21 protein-coding genes are annotated in these 20827 nt (G+C 33.0%); all 21 read right to left on the bottom strand.

Annotated elements, in window-relative coordinates; genetic code table 11:
- Nucleotides 1-2: 2 nt before the first annotated feature.
- On the bottom strand, nucleotides 3-1055 hold the full coding sequence (nusA, locus tag HALHA_RS03445) for a transcription termination factor NusA (protein WP_015326401.1): 1053 nt from the start codon (nucleotides 1053-1055) through the stop codon (nucleotides 3-5).
- A 38-nt stretch (nucleotides 1056-1093) separates the two neighbouring features.
- Nucleotides 1094-1552, bottom strand: coding sequence for a ribosome maturation factor RimP (gene rimP / locus HALHA_RS03440; RefSeq protein WP_015326400.1), 459 nt, complete (start codon nucleotides 1550-1552; stop codon nucleotides 1094-1096).
- A 185-nt stretch (nucleotides 1553-1737) separates the two neighbouring features.
- The gene (locus HALHA_RS03435) at nucleotides 1738-6036 is read right to left on the bottom strand and encodes a PolC-type DNA polymerase III (protein ID WP_015326399.1); all 4299 of its coding nucleotides are present in this window, start codon (nucleotides 6034-6036) and stop codon (nucleotides 1738-1740) included.
- Between the two features lie 14 nt (nucleotides 6037-6050).
- Nucleotides 6051-6662 (bottom strand): MgtC/SapB family protein, encoded by a 612-nt coding sequence (locus tag HALHA_RS03430; RefSeq protein ID WP_245547414.1) that lies wholly within the window; start codon nucleotides 6660-6662, stop codon nucleotides 6051-6053.
- A gap of 77 nt (nucleotides 6663-6739) precedes the next feature.
- Nucleotides 6740-7378, bottom strand: coding sequence for a glycosyltransferase family 2 protein (locus HALHA_RS03425; protein ID WP_015326397.1), 639 nt, complete (start codon nucleotides 7376-7378; stop codon nucleotides 6740-6742).
- Between the two features lie 12 nt (nucleotides 7379-7390).
- The gene (locus HALHA_RS03420; protein ID WP_015326396.1) at nucleotides 7391-9094 is read right to left on the bottom strand and encodes a proline--tRNA ligase; all 1704 of its coding nucleotides are present in this window, start codon (nucleotides 9092-9094) and stop codon (nucleotides 7391-7393) included.
- A 26-nt stretch (nucleotides 9095-9120) separates the two neighbouring features.
- Nucleotides 9121-10167: a flavodoxin-dependent (E)-4-hydroxy-3-methylbut-2-enyl-diphosphate synthase gene (ispG, locus tag HALHA_RS03415; RefSeq protein WP_015326395.1), complete on the bottom strand. Its 1047-nt coding sequence runs from the start codon at nucleotides 10165-10167 to the stop codon at nucleotides 9121-9123.
- Nucleotides 10168-10184: 17 nt separating this feature from the next.
- Nucleotides 10185-10760, bottom strand: coding sequence for an HD domain-containing protein (locus tag HALHA_RS03410; RefSeq protein ID WP_015326394.1), 576 nt, complete (start codon nucleotides 10758-10760; stop codon nucleotides 10185-10187).
- Between the two features lie 16 nt (nucleotides 10761-10776).
- Nucleotides 10777-11181, bottom strand: a complete 405-nt coding sequence (locus tag HALHA_RS03405; RefSeq protein ID WP_015326393.1) for a hypothetical protein — start codon at nucleotides 11179-11181, stop codon at nucleotides 10777-10779.
- A 14-nt stretch (nucleotides 11182-11195) separates the two neighbouring features.
- Nucleotides 11196-12269 (bottom strand): RIP metalloprotease RseP, encoded by a 1074-nt coding sequence (rseP, locus tag HALHA_RS03400; protein WP_015326392.1) that lies wholly within the window; start codon nucleotides 12267-12269, stop codon nucleotides 11196-11198.
- Nucleotides 12263-13420, bottom strand: a complete 1158-nt coding sequence (locus HALHA_RS03395; protein ID WP_015326391.1) for a 1-deoxy-D-xylulose-5-phosphate reductoisomerase — start codon at nucleotides 13418-13420, stop codon at nucleotides 12263-12265. Before HALHA_RS03395 ends, rseP begins: the two co-directional genes overlap by 7 nt.
- A gap of 52 nt (nucleotides 13421-13472) precedes the next feature.
- Nucleotides 13473-14534: a sporulation integral membrane protein YtvI gene (gene ytvI / locus HALHA_RS03390; RefSeq protein ID WP_015326390.1), complete on the bottom strand. Its 1062-nt coding sequence runs from the start codon at nucleotides 14532-14534 to the stop codon at nucleotides 13473-13475.
- Nucleotides 14535-14548: 14 nt separating this feature from the next.
- Nucleotides 14549-15355 carry a phosphatidate cytidylyltransferase gene (locus HALHA_RS03385; RefSeq protein ID WP_015326389.1) on the bottom strand — a complete coding sequence of 269 codons (807 nt, stop codon included), beginning with the start codon at nucleotides 15353-15355 and terminating at the stop codon, nucleotides 14549-14551.
- Nucleotides 15356-15363: 8 nt separating this feature from the next.
- Nucleotides 15364-16134, bottom strand: a complete 771-nt coding sequence (locus HALHA_RS03380; protein WP_015326388.1) for an undecaprenyl pyrophosphate synthase — start codon at nucleotides 16132-16134, stop codon at nucleotides 15364-15366.
- An 88-nt stretch (nucleotides 16135-16222) separates the two neighbouring features.
- Complete coding sequence (frr, locus tag HALHA_RS03375) at nucleotides 16223-16780, bottom strand: ribosome recycling factor (RefSeq protein WP_015326387.1); 558 nt, start codon at nucleotides 16778-16780, stop codon at nucleotides 16223-16225.
- Nucleotides 16781-16802: 22 nt separating this feature from the next.
- Nucleotides 16803-17516 (bottom strand): UMP kinase, encoded by a 714-nt coding sequence (gene pyrH, locus HALHA_RS03370; protein ID WP_015326386.1) that lies wholly within the window; start codon nucleotides 17514-17516, stop codon nucleotides 16803-16805.
- Nucleotides 17517-17587: 71 nt separating this feature from the next.
- A complete protein-coding gene (gene tsf, locus HALHA_RS03365; protein WP_015326385.1) occupies nucleotides 17588-18478 on the bottom strand; it encodes a translation elongation factor Ts in 891 nt (296 codons plus the stop codon).
- Between the two features lie 72 nt (nucleotides 18479-18550).
- Complete coding sequence (rpsB, locus tag HALHA_RS03360; protein WP_015326384.1) at nucleotides 18551-19291, bottom strand: 30S ribosomal protein S2; 741 nt, start codon at nucleotides 19289-19291, stop codon at nucleotides 18551-18553.
- Nucleotides 19292-19479: 188 nt separating this feature from the next.
- Nucleotides 19480-19983: an MltG/YceG/YrrL family protein gene (locus HALHA_RS03355; protein ID WP_015326383.1), complete on the bottom strand. Its 504-nt coding sequence runs from the start codon at nucleotides 19981-19983 to the stop codon at nucleotides 19480-19482.
- Nucleotides 19983-20498 (bottom strand): DUF2802 domain-containing protein, encoded by a 516-nt coding sequence (locus HALHA_RS03350; RefSeq protein WP_015326382.1) that lies wholly within the window; start codon nucleotides 20496-20498, stop codon nucleotides 19983-19985. The genes HALHA_RS03355 and HALHA_RS03350 overlap by 1 nt, the downstream gene beginning before the upstream one ends.
- Before the next feature lie 34 nt (nucleotides 20499-20532).
- Nucleotides 20533-20826, bottom strand: coding sequence for a hypothetical protein (locus HALHA_RS03345; RefSeq protein ID WP_015326381.1), 294 nt, complete (start codon nucleotides 20824-20826; stop codon nucleotides 20533-20535).
- Nucleotide 20827: the final 1 nt, after the last annotated feature.

Raw genomic sequence — 20827 nt, 5'->3', positions numbered from 1 at the left:
TTTTAAAGTACTTCTGCTTCTTCAAATTGAGATGCACTCTTAATATCAATCTTCCACCCTGTTAATTTTGCAGCCAATCTAGCATTTTGGCCTCGTTTACCAATAGCTAAAGATAACTGATGATCTGGAACTATTACTTCAGCTACATTCTCTTCTTCATCAGCCGCTACTTTAATTACTTCCGCCGGACTTAAAGCATTTGATACGTATTCTTTAATATCATCGCTCCACTCTACAATATCTATCTTTTCATTATTTAATTCATTCACAACTACTCTAACTCGTGAACCATTTGGGCCAACGCAAGAACCTACCGGGTCCACATCTGAATTAGTAGAATAAACTGCCATTTTAGAACGACCACCAGCTTCTCTAGCAATTGATTTAATCTCCACCGTTCCATCTTGAATCTCAGGAACTTCTATTTCAAATAATCTCTTCAATAATCCAGGATGAGTTCGAGAAACTAAAACATTTGGCCCCTTAGTTGTTTGCTCTACTTCTACAATATAAACTTTAATACTGTCGTTCGGTTCATAAAACTCATCATCAATCTGTTCTCTAGGAATTAATACCGCTTCTGTACGACCTAAATCAACTATTACATTACCTTCATGGCACCGTTGAACCGTCCCAGTTACAATTTCACCTTCTTGAGTAATAAACTCTTCATACACAATTTCTCGTTCTGCTTCTCTAATGCGTTGAATAACAACTTGTTTTGCAGTCTGAGCAGCTATACGACCAAAGTCACTAGGAGTTACCTCTACTTTAATTATATCTCCTACTTCACAAGTAGGATTTTCTTCACGAGCCTGGGCGAGGGAGATTTCTTCTCCCTCCTCCTCAACCTCAAATACAACCTCCCTTTTAGAATAGACCCTTACTTCCCCAGTATTTTCATCAATTTGAATCTCTGCATTATCTTTTGGCCCGTACCCACTTTTATCATAAGCAGACTTCAAGGCAGCTTTAAGCCCTTCTAATAACTTATCTTTTGGAATCCCCTTATCCTTCTCCAGGTCATCTAATGCTTGAATCAACTCTATATTCATTAATAATTCCTCCCCCAGCAAAATTCATGAGAATTAATCTAAACTTCAACAGCTAGTTTAGTTTGTGCCACTTTAGAACGTGGAATTAAAATTTCCTCATCATCTACCTTAAGTTTAATACTATCTTCTTCTAAACCTAATAGTTCACCAGTTAATTCTTTTTTACCATTAACTGGAGCATATGTAGAAACTTCAACTAATTCACCAGTAAATCTTGTAAAGTCCTTATCTTTCTTTAAAGGACGATCAATTCCTGGAGATGAAACCTCTAACATATAAGAATGATCAATTGGATCCTCCACATCTAATTGAGTACTTAATTCTCTACTAACATCTTGACAATTCTCCAATGTTACCCCATCTTCTTTATCAATATAAATCCTTAAAATCCAATTTTCCCCTTCTTTTTGATATTCAACGTCAACCAATTCTAATCCTTTATTGGCTACAATAGGTTTTACTAACTCTGTAACAATATCTTTTACTTGACGTCCCATTTTGAACCTCCTTATTTATCTGTAATTTACTCTACTTTATATTAAGCATTTCCATAATAAGCAATTTTTATTAAATTTACATAACTAAAGAGTGGGCCAATATACCCACTCCTCCCCTCCAAAACTATATATTTTCATCTCCATTTTAGCATATTAGATTCTTTTTTGCAACCATAGTCCTCACTTTATTGAAATAAAGAGAGTTGATTAGTCTCCGGTAATCCTTCTAAAGAACCATGCAACCTTAGAGCTTCGATTACTGTTTTACTTGCTCCAGACCGATTCTTTAAATTCTCTATTGAAGTAAACTCGCCCTCTTTACGTACTTGCACTATACTTTTAGCTGCACTTCTACCTAAACCATCTAAACTAATTAGAGGAGGTAATAGACCATCATCTGTGATCTTAAATTCATAAGCTTTGGATTCATAAATATCTACAGGCACAAACTCAATTCCCCGAGCTAAAGCTTCAATCACAATTTCTAATACTGTTCTTGTATTTTTATCTTTGGCCGTAGCATCATTTCCTTTACTTTTAATCTCTTGCATCTGCTTTTTAATATGTTCTTCCCCTTGTAGAACAATTTGCGCATCAAAATCATTAGCTTTAATGGTAAAAAAGGTATTATAAAAAGCTTGAGGATGATGAACCTTAAAATAAGCAATTCGAAAGGCCATCATTACATAAGCAGCAGCGTGAGCTTTAGGGAACATATAATTAATTTTTTTACATGATTCAATATACCAATTAGGTACATTGTTCTCTCGCATTGCCTGCTCTTCCTCTGCTGTCAATCCCTTACCCTTTCTAACATGTTCCATAATCCAGAAAGCTTGTGATGGCTCAACTCCCTTTTGCAATAAATAATTCATAATATCATCACGAACTGATATAACTTCTGCTAATTTAGCCGTGCCCGATCTAATTAAATCTTGAGCATTATTTAACCAAACATCTGCTCCATGAGATAAACCACTAATCCGCACTAACTCAGCAAAAGTTGTTGGTCTTGTTTCACGTAACATCCCGCGCACAAATTGAGTCCCGAATTCTGGAATTCCTAAAGTTCCTAACTTAACTCCTACTTGATCCTCAGTTACCCCTAAAGGCTCTATGCTGGAGAAAATTCCCATCGTCTCCTCATCATCTAATGGAATCTCCTGGGGGTCGACCCCTGTAAGATCCTGTAACATTCGAATACTAGTTGGATCATCATGACCTAGCACATCTAACTTTAGTAAATTATCATGAATCGAATGAAAATCAAAGTGGGTTGTTAATGTATCACTATCCATATCATTAGCTGGACGTTGAATTGGAGTAAAATCATAAATCTCCTTATCTTGAGGAACAACTATTTGTCCTCCTGGGTGTTGTCCAGTTGTTCTTTTTACTCCTGTACAACCTGAAGATAACCGGTTAATTTCAGCTTGACGTAAGGATAAATTATTATCCTCCATATGTCCTTTCACAAAACCATATGCTGTTCTGTCAGCAATTGTAGATATAGTTCCCGCTCTATACACATACTCTTCCCCAAAAAGTTTTTCTGTATACCTATGAACTTGAGATTGATATTCACCAGAGAAATTAAGATCAATATCAGGAACTTTATCTCCTTCAAAACCTAAAAAGACTTCAAATGGAATATCATAGCCATCTTTAATTAATTCTGTACCACATTGACCACAGTCTTTATCTGGCAAGTCAACACCTAATCCTACTGAACCATCAGTAAAGAATGTAGAATCCTTACATTCAGGACACCTATAATGAGGAGGTAAAGGGTTAACTTCAGTAATATCGGTCATCGTTGCAGCAAAAGAAGACCCAACTGACCCTCGAGAACCTACTAAATAACCATCACTTAACGACTTTTTAACTAACTTATGAGAAATTAAATAGATTACCGCATAACCATTCCCGATTATTGATTCTAGTTCATTCTCCAATCTATCTACTACTAAATCAGGTAAAGGATTTCCATACCATTTCTTAGCTTTATTATAAGCCATCTCTCTAATCTCATCTTCAGCTCCTTCAATAGTTGGAGTAAATAATTTATCAGGGATAGGCTCAACTTCTTCTATTTCCTCACAAATATCTTTCGGATTCTCAATTACTAATTCATAAGCTTCATCCTCAGAAAAATAATCAAATTCTGCTAACATTTCCTCAGTTGTTCTTAGATATAAAGGTGGTTGGTCAGCTGCATCATCAAAACCTTGACCTTCTTTTAAAACTCTACGATAAACACTATCTTTAGCATCTAGAAAATGAACATCCCCAGCAGCAATCACTGGCTTACCTAGACGGTTTCCTAATTGATAAATTTTACGATTTATTTCTTCTAGTTCCTTAAAAGATTCAACCTCTCCTTTTTCTAATAAAAATTTATTATTACCTAAAGGTTGTACTTCTAAATAATCATAGAATTTAGCTAACTCAATTAATTCATCATCGGATTTACCATGCAAAATTGCTTTATATAATTGTCCTGCTTCACATGCTGAACCAATAATCAAGCCCTCTCTTTTTTCTAATAACTGACTCTTTAAAACCCGTGGTACTCGATGGAAATTCTCGACATGGGCCTCAGATACTAATTGGTATAAATTCCTAAGGCCTTGTTGATTTTTAACTAAAATAGTAGTGTGATAAGGATGCATTCGTTTATAATCAATCTTACTGGTTAATTGATTAATTTCAGTTAAATTATTAACCTTATTATTCTTAGCTAAATCTATTAATTCTAATAGTATCTCAGCTGTTACTTTAGCATCATCATAAGCTCGATGATGGTTTTCTAAATTTTTATTAAACTTTTTAGCCAATTTATTTAATTTATAAGACTTCAGCTCAGGTAATAAAGCACGAGATAAATTCAAAGTATCAAGGGCAGGATTAGTTAACTTAGGCTTATCTAATTTCCTTAATTTATCCTCAATAAATCCTAAATCAAAAGATAGATTATGAGCTACTAAAGTAGCATCCCCTATAAAATCTAAAAACTTAGTTATAGCTTCTTTTAACGAAGGAGCATCAGCTACCATTTCTGCATTAATCCCTGTTAATTCAGTAATCTTAGCAGGAATATCCTGACTAGGATTAACAAATGTTTGGTAGCTTTCAGTTATAGTCCCTGCTTCAACCTTAGCTGCTCCAATTTCTATAATTTCATTATGATGTGGATTAAAGCCTGTTGTTTCTAAATCAAAGACAATATATGTCTCTTTAGATATATCTTGGTCAACAGGATTTAAAATAATTGGTTCTCCATCATCAACTAAGTAAGCTTCTAATCCATAAATCACCTTAATATCTTTATCTTTAGCTGCATTATAAGCATCAGGGAAAGCCTGTACTACACCATGGTCTGTAATAGCAATCGCTGAATGTCCCCAATCATCTGCTTGCTTTATTGCAGCTTCTACATCTAAGACTGAATCCAAACTACTCATCTTAGTATGTAAGTGTAATTCAGCTCTTTTTTGGTCAGCTTCATCCTTCTTACTAGAATTAGAAGTAACCATAATATTACGTGGCTTTAACATTAGCTCTTGGTCATAAGTATCAAACTCAACATTACCCTCTACTAATAACCATTCTCCTTTAGCAACTTTATCAGCTAAATTATCATTCTTATTTTCAAATAATTTAACAGTAATTGAATTAGTATGATCAGTAATATCAAACATAATCAACTTACTACCACTTTGTAAATGCCTAATATCAGCAGAAAAGATTTGGCCCTTAACTACTACATTTTTAACCTCACCTGTAATTTCATCTAATGGCTGGACTTCACCATTAATTTTTTTACCTAACCATACTGTTTGGCCCTTTACTGAATTAGTACTTTGTGAGTTTCGATTCCTAGCAGGCCCTTGTCCAGCTGAATTCTTAACTAAACTATCCATATAAGCTTTAGTTTCTTTTTGCTGTTCATTAGCTAACTGATTAGACTCATTTTTAAAATCACCTACAACAAAATTGACTTTAACCTGTTTATTATATTCTCCATCTAAAATTTTTCTTAAAATTCGATCACATTTATTCTTTTCTAATGCCTCAATAGCTGTTTGATTCTCAACCTCAACCTCTAATATCCCTTCTTTTATATTCCATTTAGATAACGAAAGCCATCCATTGGCTTGAGGTGATTGCTGTCTAATTTCTTTGATAATCTCTTCCCAATCATCTTTTAATATAGTCTGTAAAGATAAATCAGGATTGTAATGATCAATTTGATATTTTAACTCTCCCTTAACAAAGAAATCAGCACTTAATTCCTCAAGTATAGAATTAATCTCTATACTTTGAGGAACTTTTAATTGCAAACTACACTCATTTGTCGTGGTATCTACTTTAAGTTTTTTAAATTTTATCTTATTTATTAACTTATCAGCAATATCTAACCTTTGCTTCAGTTCGTTTCGGAAAGGATTATTCTGGTCAGGTTCAATATTAACCATTGTCATCCTATATCTCTCCTTTAATCTACCTTTTCAATCTCAATTTCAATTACACCTTGCAATTCCGTCAAAGAAGTAAGTAGTTCGTTTCTTCCTACATTTTTTGGCTTTTTAATTCTTAAATTAATATAAATATTAGGCTCATCATAACATTGCTCCATACTAACATCTTTAATTATAACTTCATTTTCCGATAATACTGAACCAATTTTTCCTAAGCCTCCTGGCTGATCAAATGCTTTAATTCTTAATGTGTATTTACGATTTATATTATATAAATTTTGTTCTACCTGATTTAACACAGTTAACGTAATAATTACTAATCCTGTAGCCGTAATTGCACTTACATGAAATCCTGCTCCTAAAGCAAGACCAATTCCAGCTACTGCCCATAAACCTGCTGCAGTAGTAAGTCCTTTAACAGAAAATCCTTCCCTAATAATTGTTCCTGCACCTAAAAATCCTACTCCACTCACAACCTGAGCAGCAATTCGACCCGGGTCTACCTGAGGATTATTAAACATCAAGCGCATCTTAATTGAAACAATCATTATTAATGTTGCTCCAACTGATACCAAAATATTAGTTCTAAAACCAGCCGGTCTGGAATTTCTTTCTCTTTCTAAACCAATTAAGCCTCCTAATAAACAAGCTAATACTAACCTTAATACTATCTGTTGAGTACTTATTGCTGCTCACTCCTTTCCCTTTATTTAATTTTATTGCGAGGTAGATTCTTAATAATTTCCCAATACATTTTAAGTCTTGCCCTTAGTCCCTTGAATACTCCTAATTTTTCTTCTTTCATCACATGAGTTAGGTCTTGTAACTCTACCTCTTTAATCTTAATATTATTTTCTTTAGCATACTGTGTTAAAGCAATTTCTACTCCAAATTGTGTCATCTCTAAACTAGCGATATCATCTAATAATTTACTTTTTACTGCTCTTTGTCCAGATAGGAAAGGAGTAATCTTTTGGGCCAAGTCTGTAGTAAATCTACCAGCAGTAAAAACCCCTACCGTCATTTCTGCTTCTTGATTAATCACTGGTAATAAAAGTTGATCAATATGCTCTAGAGTTAATCTTAACAAATCTGCATCTAAAAATAAAATGATATCCCCTTTAGCAATATCAATTCCAGTTTGAATTGCAGCTCCTTTACCTAAATTGCTTTCTAATTCTATTACTTCAGCTCCCGTATCTCTAGCTATAGCAGCAGTATTGTCTTCTGATCCATCACTAATAACAATTACATTATTTACTAATTTATGAGCTTTAACTTTACTGACCACTTCACCAATAGTCTCTTCTTCATTATAGGCAGGAATTACTGCGGTTACAGACATTTAACCAACCCCCTAATAAATTGAATCAGTAAGCAAACTTTCAATTTTAGCTAAAAACTCTTCTACTTCCACTTTAAACTCTTCACCTGTCTGACGTAATTTAACTTCTACCTTGCCATCTGCTAAAGAACGAGCTCCAATAGTTACTCTTATTGGAGCTCCTATTAAATCAGCATCATTAAATTTAACTCCTGCTCTTTCAGCTCGATCATCTAATAAAACTTCTATTCCCTCTTCTTTTAGTTGCTGATAAAATTCCTCGGCTTGTTCCATTACTTCTCCACTTCCTAAAACTAATAACTCTACATTGTATGGAGCTAGTGCTTTAGGCCATTTAATACCGTATTCATCATGATTTTGTTCAATTGCAGCAGCAATAGTTCTAGAGACTCCTATTCCATAACAGCCCATTACTAATGGTTGCGGTTTACCATTTTGGTCTAAGAAAGTTGCCTCCAAAGCTTTACTATATTTAGTTCCTAGTTTAAATACCTGACCTACCTCAATCCCACGGGTTTGTTTTAATTGGCTACCGCACTGGATACAATCTTCTCCTACTTTAACCTCTCTAATATCTGCTACTGTTGTTACTTTAAAGTCCCGACCAGGATTTACATTCAGATAATGCTGGTCTAACTTGTTAGCTCCACTGACTGCATTACTCATCTCCATCACTAATTCATCAGCTACAATTTTAATCTCCTCTAGCTTAACAGGTCCCGTAAATCCTTTAACAGTATCTAACTTTTGATATACTTCCTCAGCAGCTAATTCAAGATTAACTACGTCTAATATATTACCCAATTTAACTTCATTTATTTCATAATCACCTCTAACTAACGCTAAAACTGGCTCTTCATCAACCTGATATAATACTGCTTTAATCATCTTATGGGCTGCTAAATCTAATTCTGTAACCAAATCTTCAATTGTAGAAACTTCAGGAGTATCTACTACTTTTAATTCCTTTGCTTCTTCGTCTTGAGCTATTACTTTAGAATCTGCGGTAGCTAGTTCTAAATTAGCTGCATAATCACATTCTTCACAATATACTACAATATCTTCTCCAGCATCTGCTAAAACCATAAACTCATGAGAATCATCACCACCAATAGTTCCTGTATCAGCTAAAACTGGTCTATACTCTAAACCACACCGTGAAAAGATATTACAATATGCATCATACATTTGCTGATAACTTTCATTTAGTCCTTTTTCATCAGCATCAAAACTATACGCATCCTTCATAATAAACTCTCTACCTCTTAATACACCAAAACGAGGTCTAACTTCATCTCGATATTTAGTTTGAATTTGATATAAATTAAGTGGTAATTCTTTATAAGATCTGACTTCATCTCTTACTAGATCAGTAATTACTTCTTCGTGGGTTGGCCCTAAACAAAATTCTCTTGCATGACGATCTTCAAGTCTCATTAATTCTGGCCCATAATTTTCTAATCTACCTGACTCTTCCCATAAACTTGCTGGTTGTAAAGCTGGTAATAATAGTTCTTGAGCTCCTTTTTTATTTAACTCTTCTTTAATAATTTCTTCTAAATTACTAATTGCTTTATAACCTAAAGGTAAATATGTATAGATCCCTGAACCAAGCTTTCTTATCATTCCTGCTCTTAACATTAATTTATGACTTGTAACCTCAGCATCAGCAGGTGTTTCTTTTAGTGTTGGTAGATACATTTGTGACATTCGCATAATTATTACCTCCAATATTGTTTAGTTTATAATTTTTCTACCTCATTCATCAATTCATCAACTAACTTATCTGCTGGTACTTTCCGTAAAATTTCTCCTTCTTTAAAAATTAATCCTTCATTTTTGCCACCAGCAATTCCAATGTCAGCTTCTCTAGCTTCACCAGGGCCATTAACCGCACACCCCATAACTGCTATTTCTATAGGTTGATCTAATTTAGCAACTTCTTGCTCTACTTTATTAGCAATCTGTACTAAATCTATTTCACACCGTCCACAAGTAGGGCACGAAACTAAGGTTGGCCCTTTATCCCTTAATTTTAAAGATTTAAGAATTTCATAACCTACTTTAATTTCTTCTCTTGGATCACCTGTTAAAGAAACACGAATAGTATCTCCTAACCCTTGGCTTAAAATAGAACCAATACCTACAGCAGATTTAATAGTACCTGATTTAACAGTTCCGGCTTCAGTAATCCCTACATGAAAAGGATAATCAACCTCTTGGGCCATCAGTTGGTAAGCTTTTAGAGTCATTAACACATCTGAAGCTTTAAGAGAAATAATAATATCTGTAAAATCAAATTTTTCTAATACTTTAATATTCTCTAAAGCACTCTCTACCATTGCTTCAGCAGTAGGATAACCATACTTCTTTAGTACATCTCGTCCTAAAGAACCAGCATTAACACCTACCCTAATTGGTACTTTCCTTTTAGTAGCCTCTAAAGCTACTTGTCTAACTTTATCTTCTCCTCCAATATTACCTGGATTAATTCTCAAACCATCTATTCCTCTTTTTAAGACCTCTAGGGCTAATTTGTAATCAAAGTGAATATCAGCAATCAAAGGAATATTAATTGACTCCCGAATTTGATCTACCTTAGTTGCTGCTTCTTGATCAGGAATTGCTACTCTAATTAATTCACAACCCACTTTTTCTAATTCTTTAATTTGAGCAACTGTTTTCTCTACATTTCTAGTATCAGTATTAGTCATTGATTGAATAGAGACAGGAGCATTCCCTCCAATCTGAACATCTCCTATCTCGACTGCTTTAGTTTTCCTTCTCATTCTCTCACCTCAAAGTTTCAATGATTCAATTTACATTCACTACTCCAGTCACATTCTTCACAGATATCTTGGTTATATTTTATATGTCTATAAATTAGCATATCTAATCTTCTTATTCGTTGTAAAGCTTCAGTATAATCAATCTTAACCCGATGATGCTCTCCACCTTCTTGTTTATCCATATCATCAGCATCGCTTATTAACCGTTGTAATAAAGTCAGCTTAACATTCTGACTTACTGAACTAGAATCACTATGAAATAAAATTGCTAAAGCAATATCACGAGCTTTACCTAAATCTTCTCCCTTTAAAGTTAATAATTCATGAGCTCTTTCTGCCCCTTTAATTGTATGAATATCAAACTCACGATAAGATTCATAGTCCCATTTACCTTGGTGTTCCCAACTAGTATGACCAATATCATGCAATAGCCCTGCTTTAGAAGCTAAATCAACACATACATTCTCTTCTATTGCTAATTCAAAAGCATTCTCAGCAGTAGCTACTGCATGAGCATAACCTGCCTTAGGGAGATGTTTTTTAGCTACGCTATCTGTTAATAATGTCTCTAAGGTAACATATTCTTCAATCATTGTCCCCCTCCTTCTGCTATCTATCTGCACAATCATCACATAACCCATCATTTCTCTTAACTTGAGCTTGAGCTTCCTTACCACAGTTACGACAATTAGTCCCCATTATCTCAAAACATTTTTCACAAAAACCATGCTTTTGTACAAATTTAGGATCGGGTTTCCCACAGGCACGACAGATACAATCTTTGCAATATCCATTATTATCCTGTACTTGTTGAGGAGCTACTTTACCGCAACCTTTACACGCATATTTACCACCCTTTTTTTGCTTTAGCTCTTTTACACAATCTTCACAAATATTTTCATACTTTAAGATTCGAACTTGAGTTGCTTTAGAACCACATATCTTACAATATCTATCAACGTGACGACCTGATACTTTGTTAGGGTCTAACCACTTGTCTTTATTTTTTCCCACAAATATCACCTCATCTAAATTATAGATTTAATATCTTTAATCATTATAAATACAAATAATAACATTAATAATACAAATCCAATCAAATGAACTACCCCTTCTTTTTCTGGGTCAACTGGTTCTCCTCGCACTAACTCAACTCCTAAAAATACTAGTCTACCTCCATCTAAAGCGGGGAATGGTAATAAATTCATAATCCCTAAGTTAATACTAATTATAGCAGATAACCGCATTAATCTCATCATTCCTGATTCAGTCGCATTACCAACCATCTGAGCTATTTTAACTGGCCCTGACACCTGAGCAGACATTTGCTGAGTAATCATCTTCCATAATCCCATAACAAGTGCAAAAATATACATTCCAGTTTGTTTTATCCCTAAAATAATTGATTTGAATAAATTAACAGGCTCCCTTTTTAAAATTGGAATAATCCCAATCAATCCTACTTTGCGATTTTCATCTAATCTAGGAGTTACTTTTAAATTCAATATTTCTTGGCCCCGAAGCACCTTTAGACTAATCTCTTCTTTAGGATGCTGGTGAATTATTTTAGCCATTGCTTTCCAATCATCTACAGGCTTATTATTTATAGCTAAAATTTTATCCCCTTCTTTAAGTCCTGCTCTATAAGCAGGGCCTTCAGGAACTACTTGCCCAATTATAGTAGAAGAAGAAGTATCTACTGGGATACCAAAGATATTAAAAATCAACATAAATAATACAGCTGCCAATAAAAAATTCATGATTGGGCCCATGGTAATTACAGATATTCGTTCTAAAACAGACTTTTGAAATAAACACTTACCTTTTTTAACAGCTTGTTGATATAACTTAATTTCTTCTGGGTCACTTTCTTCATCATCAACCGGCATTTCACCAGTCATTTTACAAAACCCACCTAAAGGTAAAATTCGTATTGAATATAAAGTTTCTCCTTGCTGGTGACCAATTAACTTAGGTCCCATACCAATAGCGAATTCTTCTACTTGTACTCCTACATATTTTGCTACTAAAAAGTGACCTAATTCATGAAAAAAAACTAATATACTTAATACAACTATAAAAGAAACAATAGTAGTTAACAAATCTGATCCCCCACTTTCTGGGCTTCACTCCTAGCCCAAGTATCTGCTTGTAGAATTTGATCTAACGTAGGCTTATAAACTACTTGATGATTGGAGATTACTTTAGAAATTAACTCTGGTATTTGATTAAACTTAAGTTGATGACTTAGAAATTTACTCACTGCTATTTCATTAGCAGCATTTAAAACAGCAGGCATTGTTCCTCCAACCTTACCTGCTTGATAAGCATATTCTAAACAAGAAAATAAATCAGTCTTTGCTTCTTCAAAAGTTAATTTTCTGACTTCAGCTAAATTTAAACTCTCTAAATTATTTTCTTTCCTATTAGGATAGGTTAATACATATTGAATTGGTACTTTCATATCAGGTAATCCCAATTCAGCTATCGTAGAATGATCTTTAAACTCTACTAAAGAATGAACAATACTTTGTGGATGAACTACAACATCTATTTTATCAAAACTAAGATCAAATAACCAATGGGCTTCTATGACTTCTAATCCTTTGTTCATTAAAGTTGCTGAATCAATAGTAATTTTACCACCCATATCCCAATTCGGATGATCTAAAGCATCCTCTACTGTAACTTCTTTTAATTCTGATGCAGTAGCTTCTCTAAATGGACCTCCAGAAGCAGTTAAAATTAACCTTTTTATACTAGTTGATTTTTCACCATTTAAGACCTGAAAAATAGCATTATGTTCACTATCAATTGGTAACAACTTTACTCCATTTTTCTTAGCTTCTCTAGTTACAATAGAACCTGCTGTTACTAATGTTTCCTTATTAGCTAAACCTATATCTTTTCCTGCTTTAATTGCTGCTAAAGTAGGTCTAACACCTATTGCACCTACTACTGAATTAATTACTAAATCAACTTGCTCTAAAGTAGCTACTTTAGTTAAACCTTCTAAACCAGATAAAACAGTAATTGTAGTACCAGTTAACTTACTTTCTAATTGACTAACTTTTTCTTCGTTCATAATCACTGCATAATCAACTTTAAATTTTTTAGCCTGCTGAACTAATAAATCTATACTGTTATTAGCAGTTATAGCTACTACAGAAATTTCTTCATCTAAGTTCTCTATTACCTCTAAAGTTTGCGTTCCAATTGAGCCTGTAGAACCTAAAATAGATATCTGTTTCATAAATCATGTCGTTATTAAAAACGACTTCCCTCCTTTATTATATATACGTTTTCTAATCATTAATAATTAGTGAAATAAATCCTGTATTAATTATTGCTTTTAAAATTATGACTAAGGCTGGGCCAATAAAAAAACCTGTTGCTCCAAATAATTGTACACCTAAATACATTGAGACCAAAGTAGCCAAAGGATGAACTCCTATACTTTCTCCTACTATTTTAGCTTCAGCTACTTGTCGTGTAATAGTAACTATTATGTAGATAATTAATAGACCTAAAGCAAAATGAAGATTATTAATTACTAAATTATATATTATCCAGGGTGTATAAACCATACCAGGGCCAATAATAGGGATTAAATCTAATGTTCCAGCAGCTAAACCAGCTACTAAAGCATAATCGCTTTGCAAAGTTATTAATCCTATAATTGAAAGTATAGTAGTAATTGAAATTAAAATCATTTGGGCTCTGATAAATCCTACCCCAGCACTAATAATTTCTACTTGTACTTGCAATATTTTTTTACGCCAGTATTTAGGAAATGGACTTAATAAAGTCTTTAAAATTAATTTTTTATCTCTACTAATAAAGAAAGTAGCAATTAAACTAATTAATAAAATCGTTACTAAGCGCGGTAGCTGTTTAACAATTTCTAATAAAGAAGTAATTACTAACTGAATCATCTTTTTAATTCTATCATAAATCTTTTGCAAATTACTATTAATTGCTTTTTTAATTGAATCAGAAAGCTGCCATTCCTCCATCAATTCACTCAATTCTTTGTTTTGCTTAGCTAGCCAATGAAACTTATTACCTATAGTTTGATAGTCAGGTAAATTATTAACTAAATTATCTAATTCTACAAATAATCTAGAAAAACAAATAGCTAATAATAAACTGATTAAAATAATAATTATTATTAACACAATAGCAACAGCTAATCCACGTGATAATTTACCCTCTTGCTGTAAAAAATTAACTACTGGTTCAATTAAACTAGCTACAATAATAGCAATTACAAAAGGTAATAGATATGCAACTACATAATTTAAAAAAAGGAGACTAGCTAATATTAAAAGCAAAAAGAATAGGACCAATTTATAAGTAGTTTTCATTTTTTCACCTACTATTAACTCAATACTAATTCTAAATAATAATAAGCAACAGGTAACACAAATAATAAACTATCTATTCTATCCAATAATCCTCCATGACCAGGTATTAAATTACCTGAATCCTTAATTTGGGCATCTCTTTTAAAAGCCGACTCAGATAAATCACCAAGTTGAGCGAAGGTCCCAATTAATGTCCCTAATACTATACCAGATAAATAACCAAAATCTAAGTACACACTAAATAATATTGTAATTAAAATACTACTAACTACTCCGCCAATTGCACCTTCAATTGTCTTATTAGGACTAATCTTAGGGGCAAGAGGATTTTGCCCTAAACTCTTACCTATAAAATAAGCACCTGTGTCAGTAACCCATGTTGCTAAAATTGGTAACCATATAATGATTGCAGAAGACTGTAAAGTTTCAAATTGTAAATTATATAATAAAGTTAAGTAACTAAATAGACCGGCCATATAAAAAACACCAAAATAAGTTGTTGCAGTTGTTAAAATTACTGCTTTATCTAATTTAATTAATATTTGTTTTAATAAAATTATAACTAATCCTAACATTAATAATGCTATAATCTGTTGAGAACTAAAGCCAAAATAAATTGCACTATTTAATAACCAACCCAATAAAACTCCTAAAATTTTATTTACCTTAATTCCTTTAGCTTCTACTAATTTATAATACTCATTCATTCCTACAGCTATAACCAATAAATTAAATCCAAAAAAAATCCAGCCACCAATTTTAAAAATAAGTACTAATAAGGGAACCCCTAAAATAGTACTTAACACCCTTTTGATTAGCATTTTATCACCTACTCTTCTTTAAGTCCACCAAAACGTCTATTTCGTTTTTGATATTCTTTAATTGCTTTTAAAAACTCTTCCTCTCCAAATTCTGGCCAATAAATATCTGTAAAATATAATTCAGTATAAGCTATCTGCCAGATAAGAAAATTACTAATCCGTTTTTCACCACCTGGCCTAATCAATAAATCAGGATCTGGTTGACTAGAAGTATATAATCCATTAGCCAGTCTTGTTTCACTTAACTTTTCTTGTTTAGTATTTTCAATCATTTCTTTGACTGCTTTTATTATCTCAGCCCGTCCACCATAATCTAGAGCAATATTAAGTGTTAAACCGTTATTATCACTAGTTAATTTCATGATTTTTCTCACTTGCTCTAAAACAGAATCAGGTAATCTATCTTTTCGGCCAATAATATTGACCTTAATATTATTTTGATTAAAGTTATCTGCTTCCTTAGCAAATGTTTTTTTAAATAAATTCATTAAAAAATCTATTTCTTTTTGAGGCCGTTGCCAATTTTCTGTCGAAAAAGCATAGGTAGTGATGTATTTAACTCCCAAATTACTAGCTATCTGTACAATCTTTTTTAAAGTATTAACTCCTACTTGATGCCCCCTACTACGAGGGTACCCTTGTTTTTTGGCCCAGCGCCCGTTACCATCCATAATCAAAGCTATATGTTTAGGTATAATTTGCTTATCAAGTGGCACATTCACGTCAGAAGCTTCAGAATTAACCAACAAATTCTTAAACCAATCGAAAATCTGCCCCATCAATTTTCCTCCTATCTTACACAGTTAAACTAGTATCCATAAATCTATAAAATTTAACCCCCTCAGATAAAGAGGGGGATATTAAAGGTTATACACTCATAATTGCTGATTTTTTCTTATCTAATAATGTATCAACTTTATTAATATATTCGTCAGTTATTTGTTGAACATTATCTAACCCACGATGGTAATTATCTTCAGAGATTTCCCCACTAGACTCTAGATCTTCTAGTTCATTGTTAGCTTCTCGTCTAACTTCTCTAATAGCTATCCTTCCTTCTTCAGCTTTTTCATCAGCTAATTTAGCTAATTTTTTTCTTCTTTCCTCAGTTAATTCAGGAATATTAATTCTAATTAAATCACCATCAGTATTAGGTGTTAAATCTAAATCAGACTTTAAAATTGCTTTTTCAATATCTTCAAGAGCATTATTATCATAAGGATTAATAACTAGTTGACGAGCCTCAGGAACAGAAATTTGAGCCATTTGATTAAGTGGTGTTACCTGGCCATAATACTCTGCTTTGATATCTTCTACTAAAGAAGGTCTAGCTCTTCCAGTCCTAATTTTAGCAAAGTTTCCTTCAATACTTTCAAGTACTTCTTCCATCTTTTTACGTGTATCATTCATTACACCTTTAATCATCTTTATACCTCCTTTTTAAATTCTATTTAACAAAAGTACCTACTTTTTCACCTAGTACAGCTCTTTTAATGTTTCCATCCTTTGATAAGCCAAAAACAACTAAAGGAATACTATTATCCATACATAAAGATACAGCAGTAGAATCCATAACTCCTAAACCACGATTTAAAACATCAATATAATCTAATTCTTTAAATTTAACTGCATTGGGATTCTGTTCAGGATCAGAATCATAAATACCATCTACATCTTTAGCCATCAAAATAGCATCTGCATCAATCTCAGCTGCTCTTAAAGCTGCTGTTGTATCAGTAGAAAAGAAAGGGTTACCAGTTCCAGCTGCAAAGATAACTACTCTCCCTTTTTCTAAATGACGAATAGCTCTACGCCTAATATATGGTTCAGCTACTTCTCTCATAGCAATTGCAGTCTGTACTCTAGTAGATAATCCTAGTGTCTCCAAAGAATCTTGTAAAGCTAGAGAATTCATTACAGTAGCTAACATTCCCATATAATCAGCTGTAGCACGATCCATACCTTGAGCACTACCAGCTATCCCTCTGAAAATATTTCCTCCGCCAACTACGATGGCTATTTCTACTCCTGTTGCTATTGCATCTTTGATTTCTTGTGCAATAGACTCAATAAATTGAGGGTCAATACCATAATCCTGATTTCCACTTAAAGCAGCTCCACTTAATTTAATAATTACCCTTGAATATTCTGTTTCTGACATCAATTTAACCCCCAGTTCCCTTTGAAATTTAAAAAAGAGAACACAGCTGTGTTCTCTTTTTCGTACTATTTCTACTTGTTAACCTCATTAACTTCACTCATAACTTCTTCAGCAAAATCTTCTTCCTCAACTTCAATTCCTTCTCCAACTTCATAACGAACAGACTCTTTAATTGTAGCATCAGCTTCAGATAATAAATCTCCTACTGTTTTATCAGTGTCTCTAATATATTCTTGTTCTACTAAACAATTTTGATTATAAAACTTATTTAACCTACCTTTAACAATCTGTTCTACAATATGTTCTGGCTTTCCTTCATTTTCAGCTTGCTCTTGTAATACCTGCTTTTCTTTTTCTACATCTTCTGCTGGAACATCATCTCTAGATAAGTAATCTGGATTAGCAGCAGCAATATGCATAGCTACATTCCGGGCCAAGTCCTCATCTCCACCTTCAAGTAAAGTTAAAACTCCAATATTACCACCCATATGAATATATGTACCAAATACCTCATCAGCTGCTCTTTCGATCAATTTAAAACGACGGAAAGAAAGATTTTCTCCAATTTGAGAAATAGCTTCATTAAAGTATTCTTCAACTGTCTTATCTGAACCAACTAGAGTTTGATTTAATGCTTCATCTACATCAGCTGGCTGCTTAGTTAATAGATGAGTAGTCATCTGATCAACAACTTCTTGAAATTTATCATTTTTAGCAGCAAAGTCAGTCTCAGAATTAATCTCAGCAATTACTGCTTGATTTCCTTCAGCTTTAACAGATGCTAAACCTTCAGAAGCAGTTCGACCAGCCTTCTTTTCTGCAGAAGCAATACCTTGCTTTCTTAAATAATCAACTGCCTCATCTAAATCTCCATCATTTTCTTCTAATGCTTTCTTACAATCTAACATTCCTGCTCCAGTTTGTTCTCTTAATTCTTTAATATCTGCTGTAGAAATTCCCATAATTAAATCCTCCTTATGTAGTTAAAAGGCGCTTCATAAGGACGAGTTACGCCTTATTCCACGCCCTTAAATTTATTCTTCAGTATCTTCTTCACTAGTAGCTTCAGCTTCAACTTCAGCTTCTTCTACATTACCTTGTTTACCTTCTAATACTGCATCTGCCATTATGCCAGTTAATAGTTTAACCGCTCTAATAGCATCATCATTACCTGGAATTACATAGTCAATTAAATCAGGATCACAATTAGTATCCACAATAGCTACTACTGGAATACCTAATTTATTAGCTTCTGCTACCGCGATCTCCTCTTGACGAGGGTCAGCTAAAAAGATAGCATCAGGTAGTCCGTCCATATGACGAACACCACCTAAGAACCGCTCTAATTTATCTCTTTCTCTCTCTAATTCGATAACTTCTTTATTAGGTAAAACTTCAAATAATCCATCTTCTTCCATTTGCTCTATCTCTTCTAATCTTCTGATTCGTTTACTAATAGTTTGGTAGTTAGTTAACATACCACCAAGCCATCTTTCACTAACATATGGCATACCGCATTTTTCAGCTTCTTGCTTAATTGTTTGCTTAGCTTGTTTTTTAGTTCCAACAAATAAAATTTCTTTTCCTTCACTTGCTAAATCTCTTATAAAATCATAAGCTACCTCAGTTAACTTAACTGTTTGTTCAAGATCTACTATATAGATCCCATTTCTTTCTGTAAAAATATATGGATCCATCTTTGGATTCCAACGTCTAGTTCGATGTCCAAAATGAACACCTGTTTCTAATAGTTGCTTCATAGTAACTACTGACATATTATTACTGCACCTCCATGGTTTTTAGTCCTCCATCCCTTTCTACCTTTAATAAGACCCTAAGGGCACCTTTATTAAAGTCCAGAGATGTGCGTGCTATCTTCATTTTTTACACACTGTTATGTAGTATACCACACCATAATAACAATATCAACATTTATCGCTATTTTTTTAAGCCTTATATTAGCCTATTTTATATCCTCCTTAGGAGCAATTAATACCAATAATATCTCTATAAAGGAAGCTTGGCTAGAAAAAGTATATCTCCCCGCCATAATTTTATTTTCTATATTGAATTTATTTAATGTTTTTATAAATTTAGTCTTATTTTTCAAAAGACCTTTACTTACTAACAAACCTGCTACTTGTCTACCATTCATTCCTTGTGGAATATTAATTATGATTTCTCGCAAATGATCCTTAACACTATTTGATTGCTTAGATTTTTCTTTTGCTAATGAACTAATAACCTTTTCTAAATCTATATTCTGCTCTAAAGAGATTCCTGATTGATAATTTTCACCAGGAAAAGCCATCCCTAGTTTTCTGGCTTCCTTAATTATAGTTTGCCGCTTATTATTAATTCTATTCTTAGAATTATCAAAAGAAGGTTGAGCTACATTAACCCCCATTAAAACTAAAGCTACCACAATTAATGTAATCCCAACCCCCAATAATATATGTCGCAACATTATTTTGACCCCCGTGAATTGAACTTCCAAATTAGTCTTACTTCTCTATTACCCATATCTAACTTCTGAGCTACTTCAGCTAGAGTATAACCTTCATCAACTAATTTCTTAATCTTTTTGTACTCTTTAGATTTTACAGAGTCATTTTCTTGGCTTGGCTTAGTTGAAAACTTTTTCTGGAAACTATTATCAAATCGTCCTTCTAATCTATCTAATTTATTAGCTATTTTTTCTACCTTCTGGTCTAGATCTTTAGCTAATCTTTTTAGTGAAGTGACTTCTTGATTAAACTTATTAGGTTTAATCTCCTCATCTAATACTTCTTTAAATTCTTTATTAGCTAAACTCTCCTCTATATCTTCTTTTACTTCCCTAATTTTTGATAATAATTCTGATTCAATATAATATTCATCATTATCACTATCAACTCTATAAGTTAAAAATAAAGAAATAAATATTATTATAATTCCTATTCCAAATAGTATATAATCGATATTACTAATTATATATTCCATCCTATCAACTCCGTTTTAGAGATTTTAATCATCACTAAACTTTAATATCAATATGCCTGCCAAGAGTTTCTTGGTCTAAATCTTCTTTCTCTTTTGTATCATCTTGCTTTTCTTGGTCTTTTTTATCCTTTTTCTCTTTTTTATTTTCTTCATCACGTACCCGTTTAGATTCAGTTTCTTCTAACTGATTAACTCTTTGTTGTTGGTTTTTATGCTGTTTTTTTAAATCTTGTGCTACTTGTTCATACTGTACATTCATCGTCTGTTCTTGATTACTAACTTCTAATGACCGAGGAACAAATGCTTTAGGATTGATTGGGCCAACCAAC

Source organism: Halobacteroides halobius DSM 5150 (assembly GCF_000328625.1).
GTDB classification, from domain to species: domain Bacteria; phylum Bacillota; class Halanaerobiia; order Halobacteroidales; family Halobacteroidaceae; genus Halobacteroides; species Halobacteroides halobius.
This window is presented reverse-complemented; position numbering and strand designations above follow the sequence as displayed.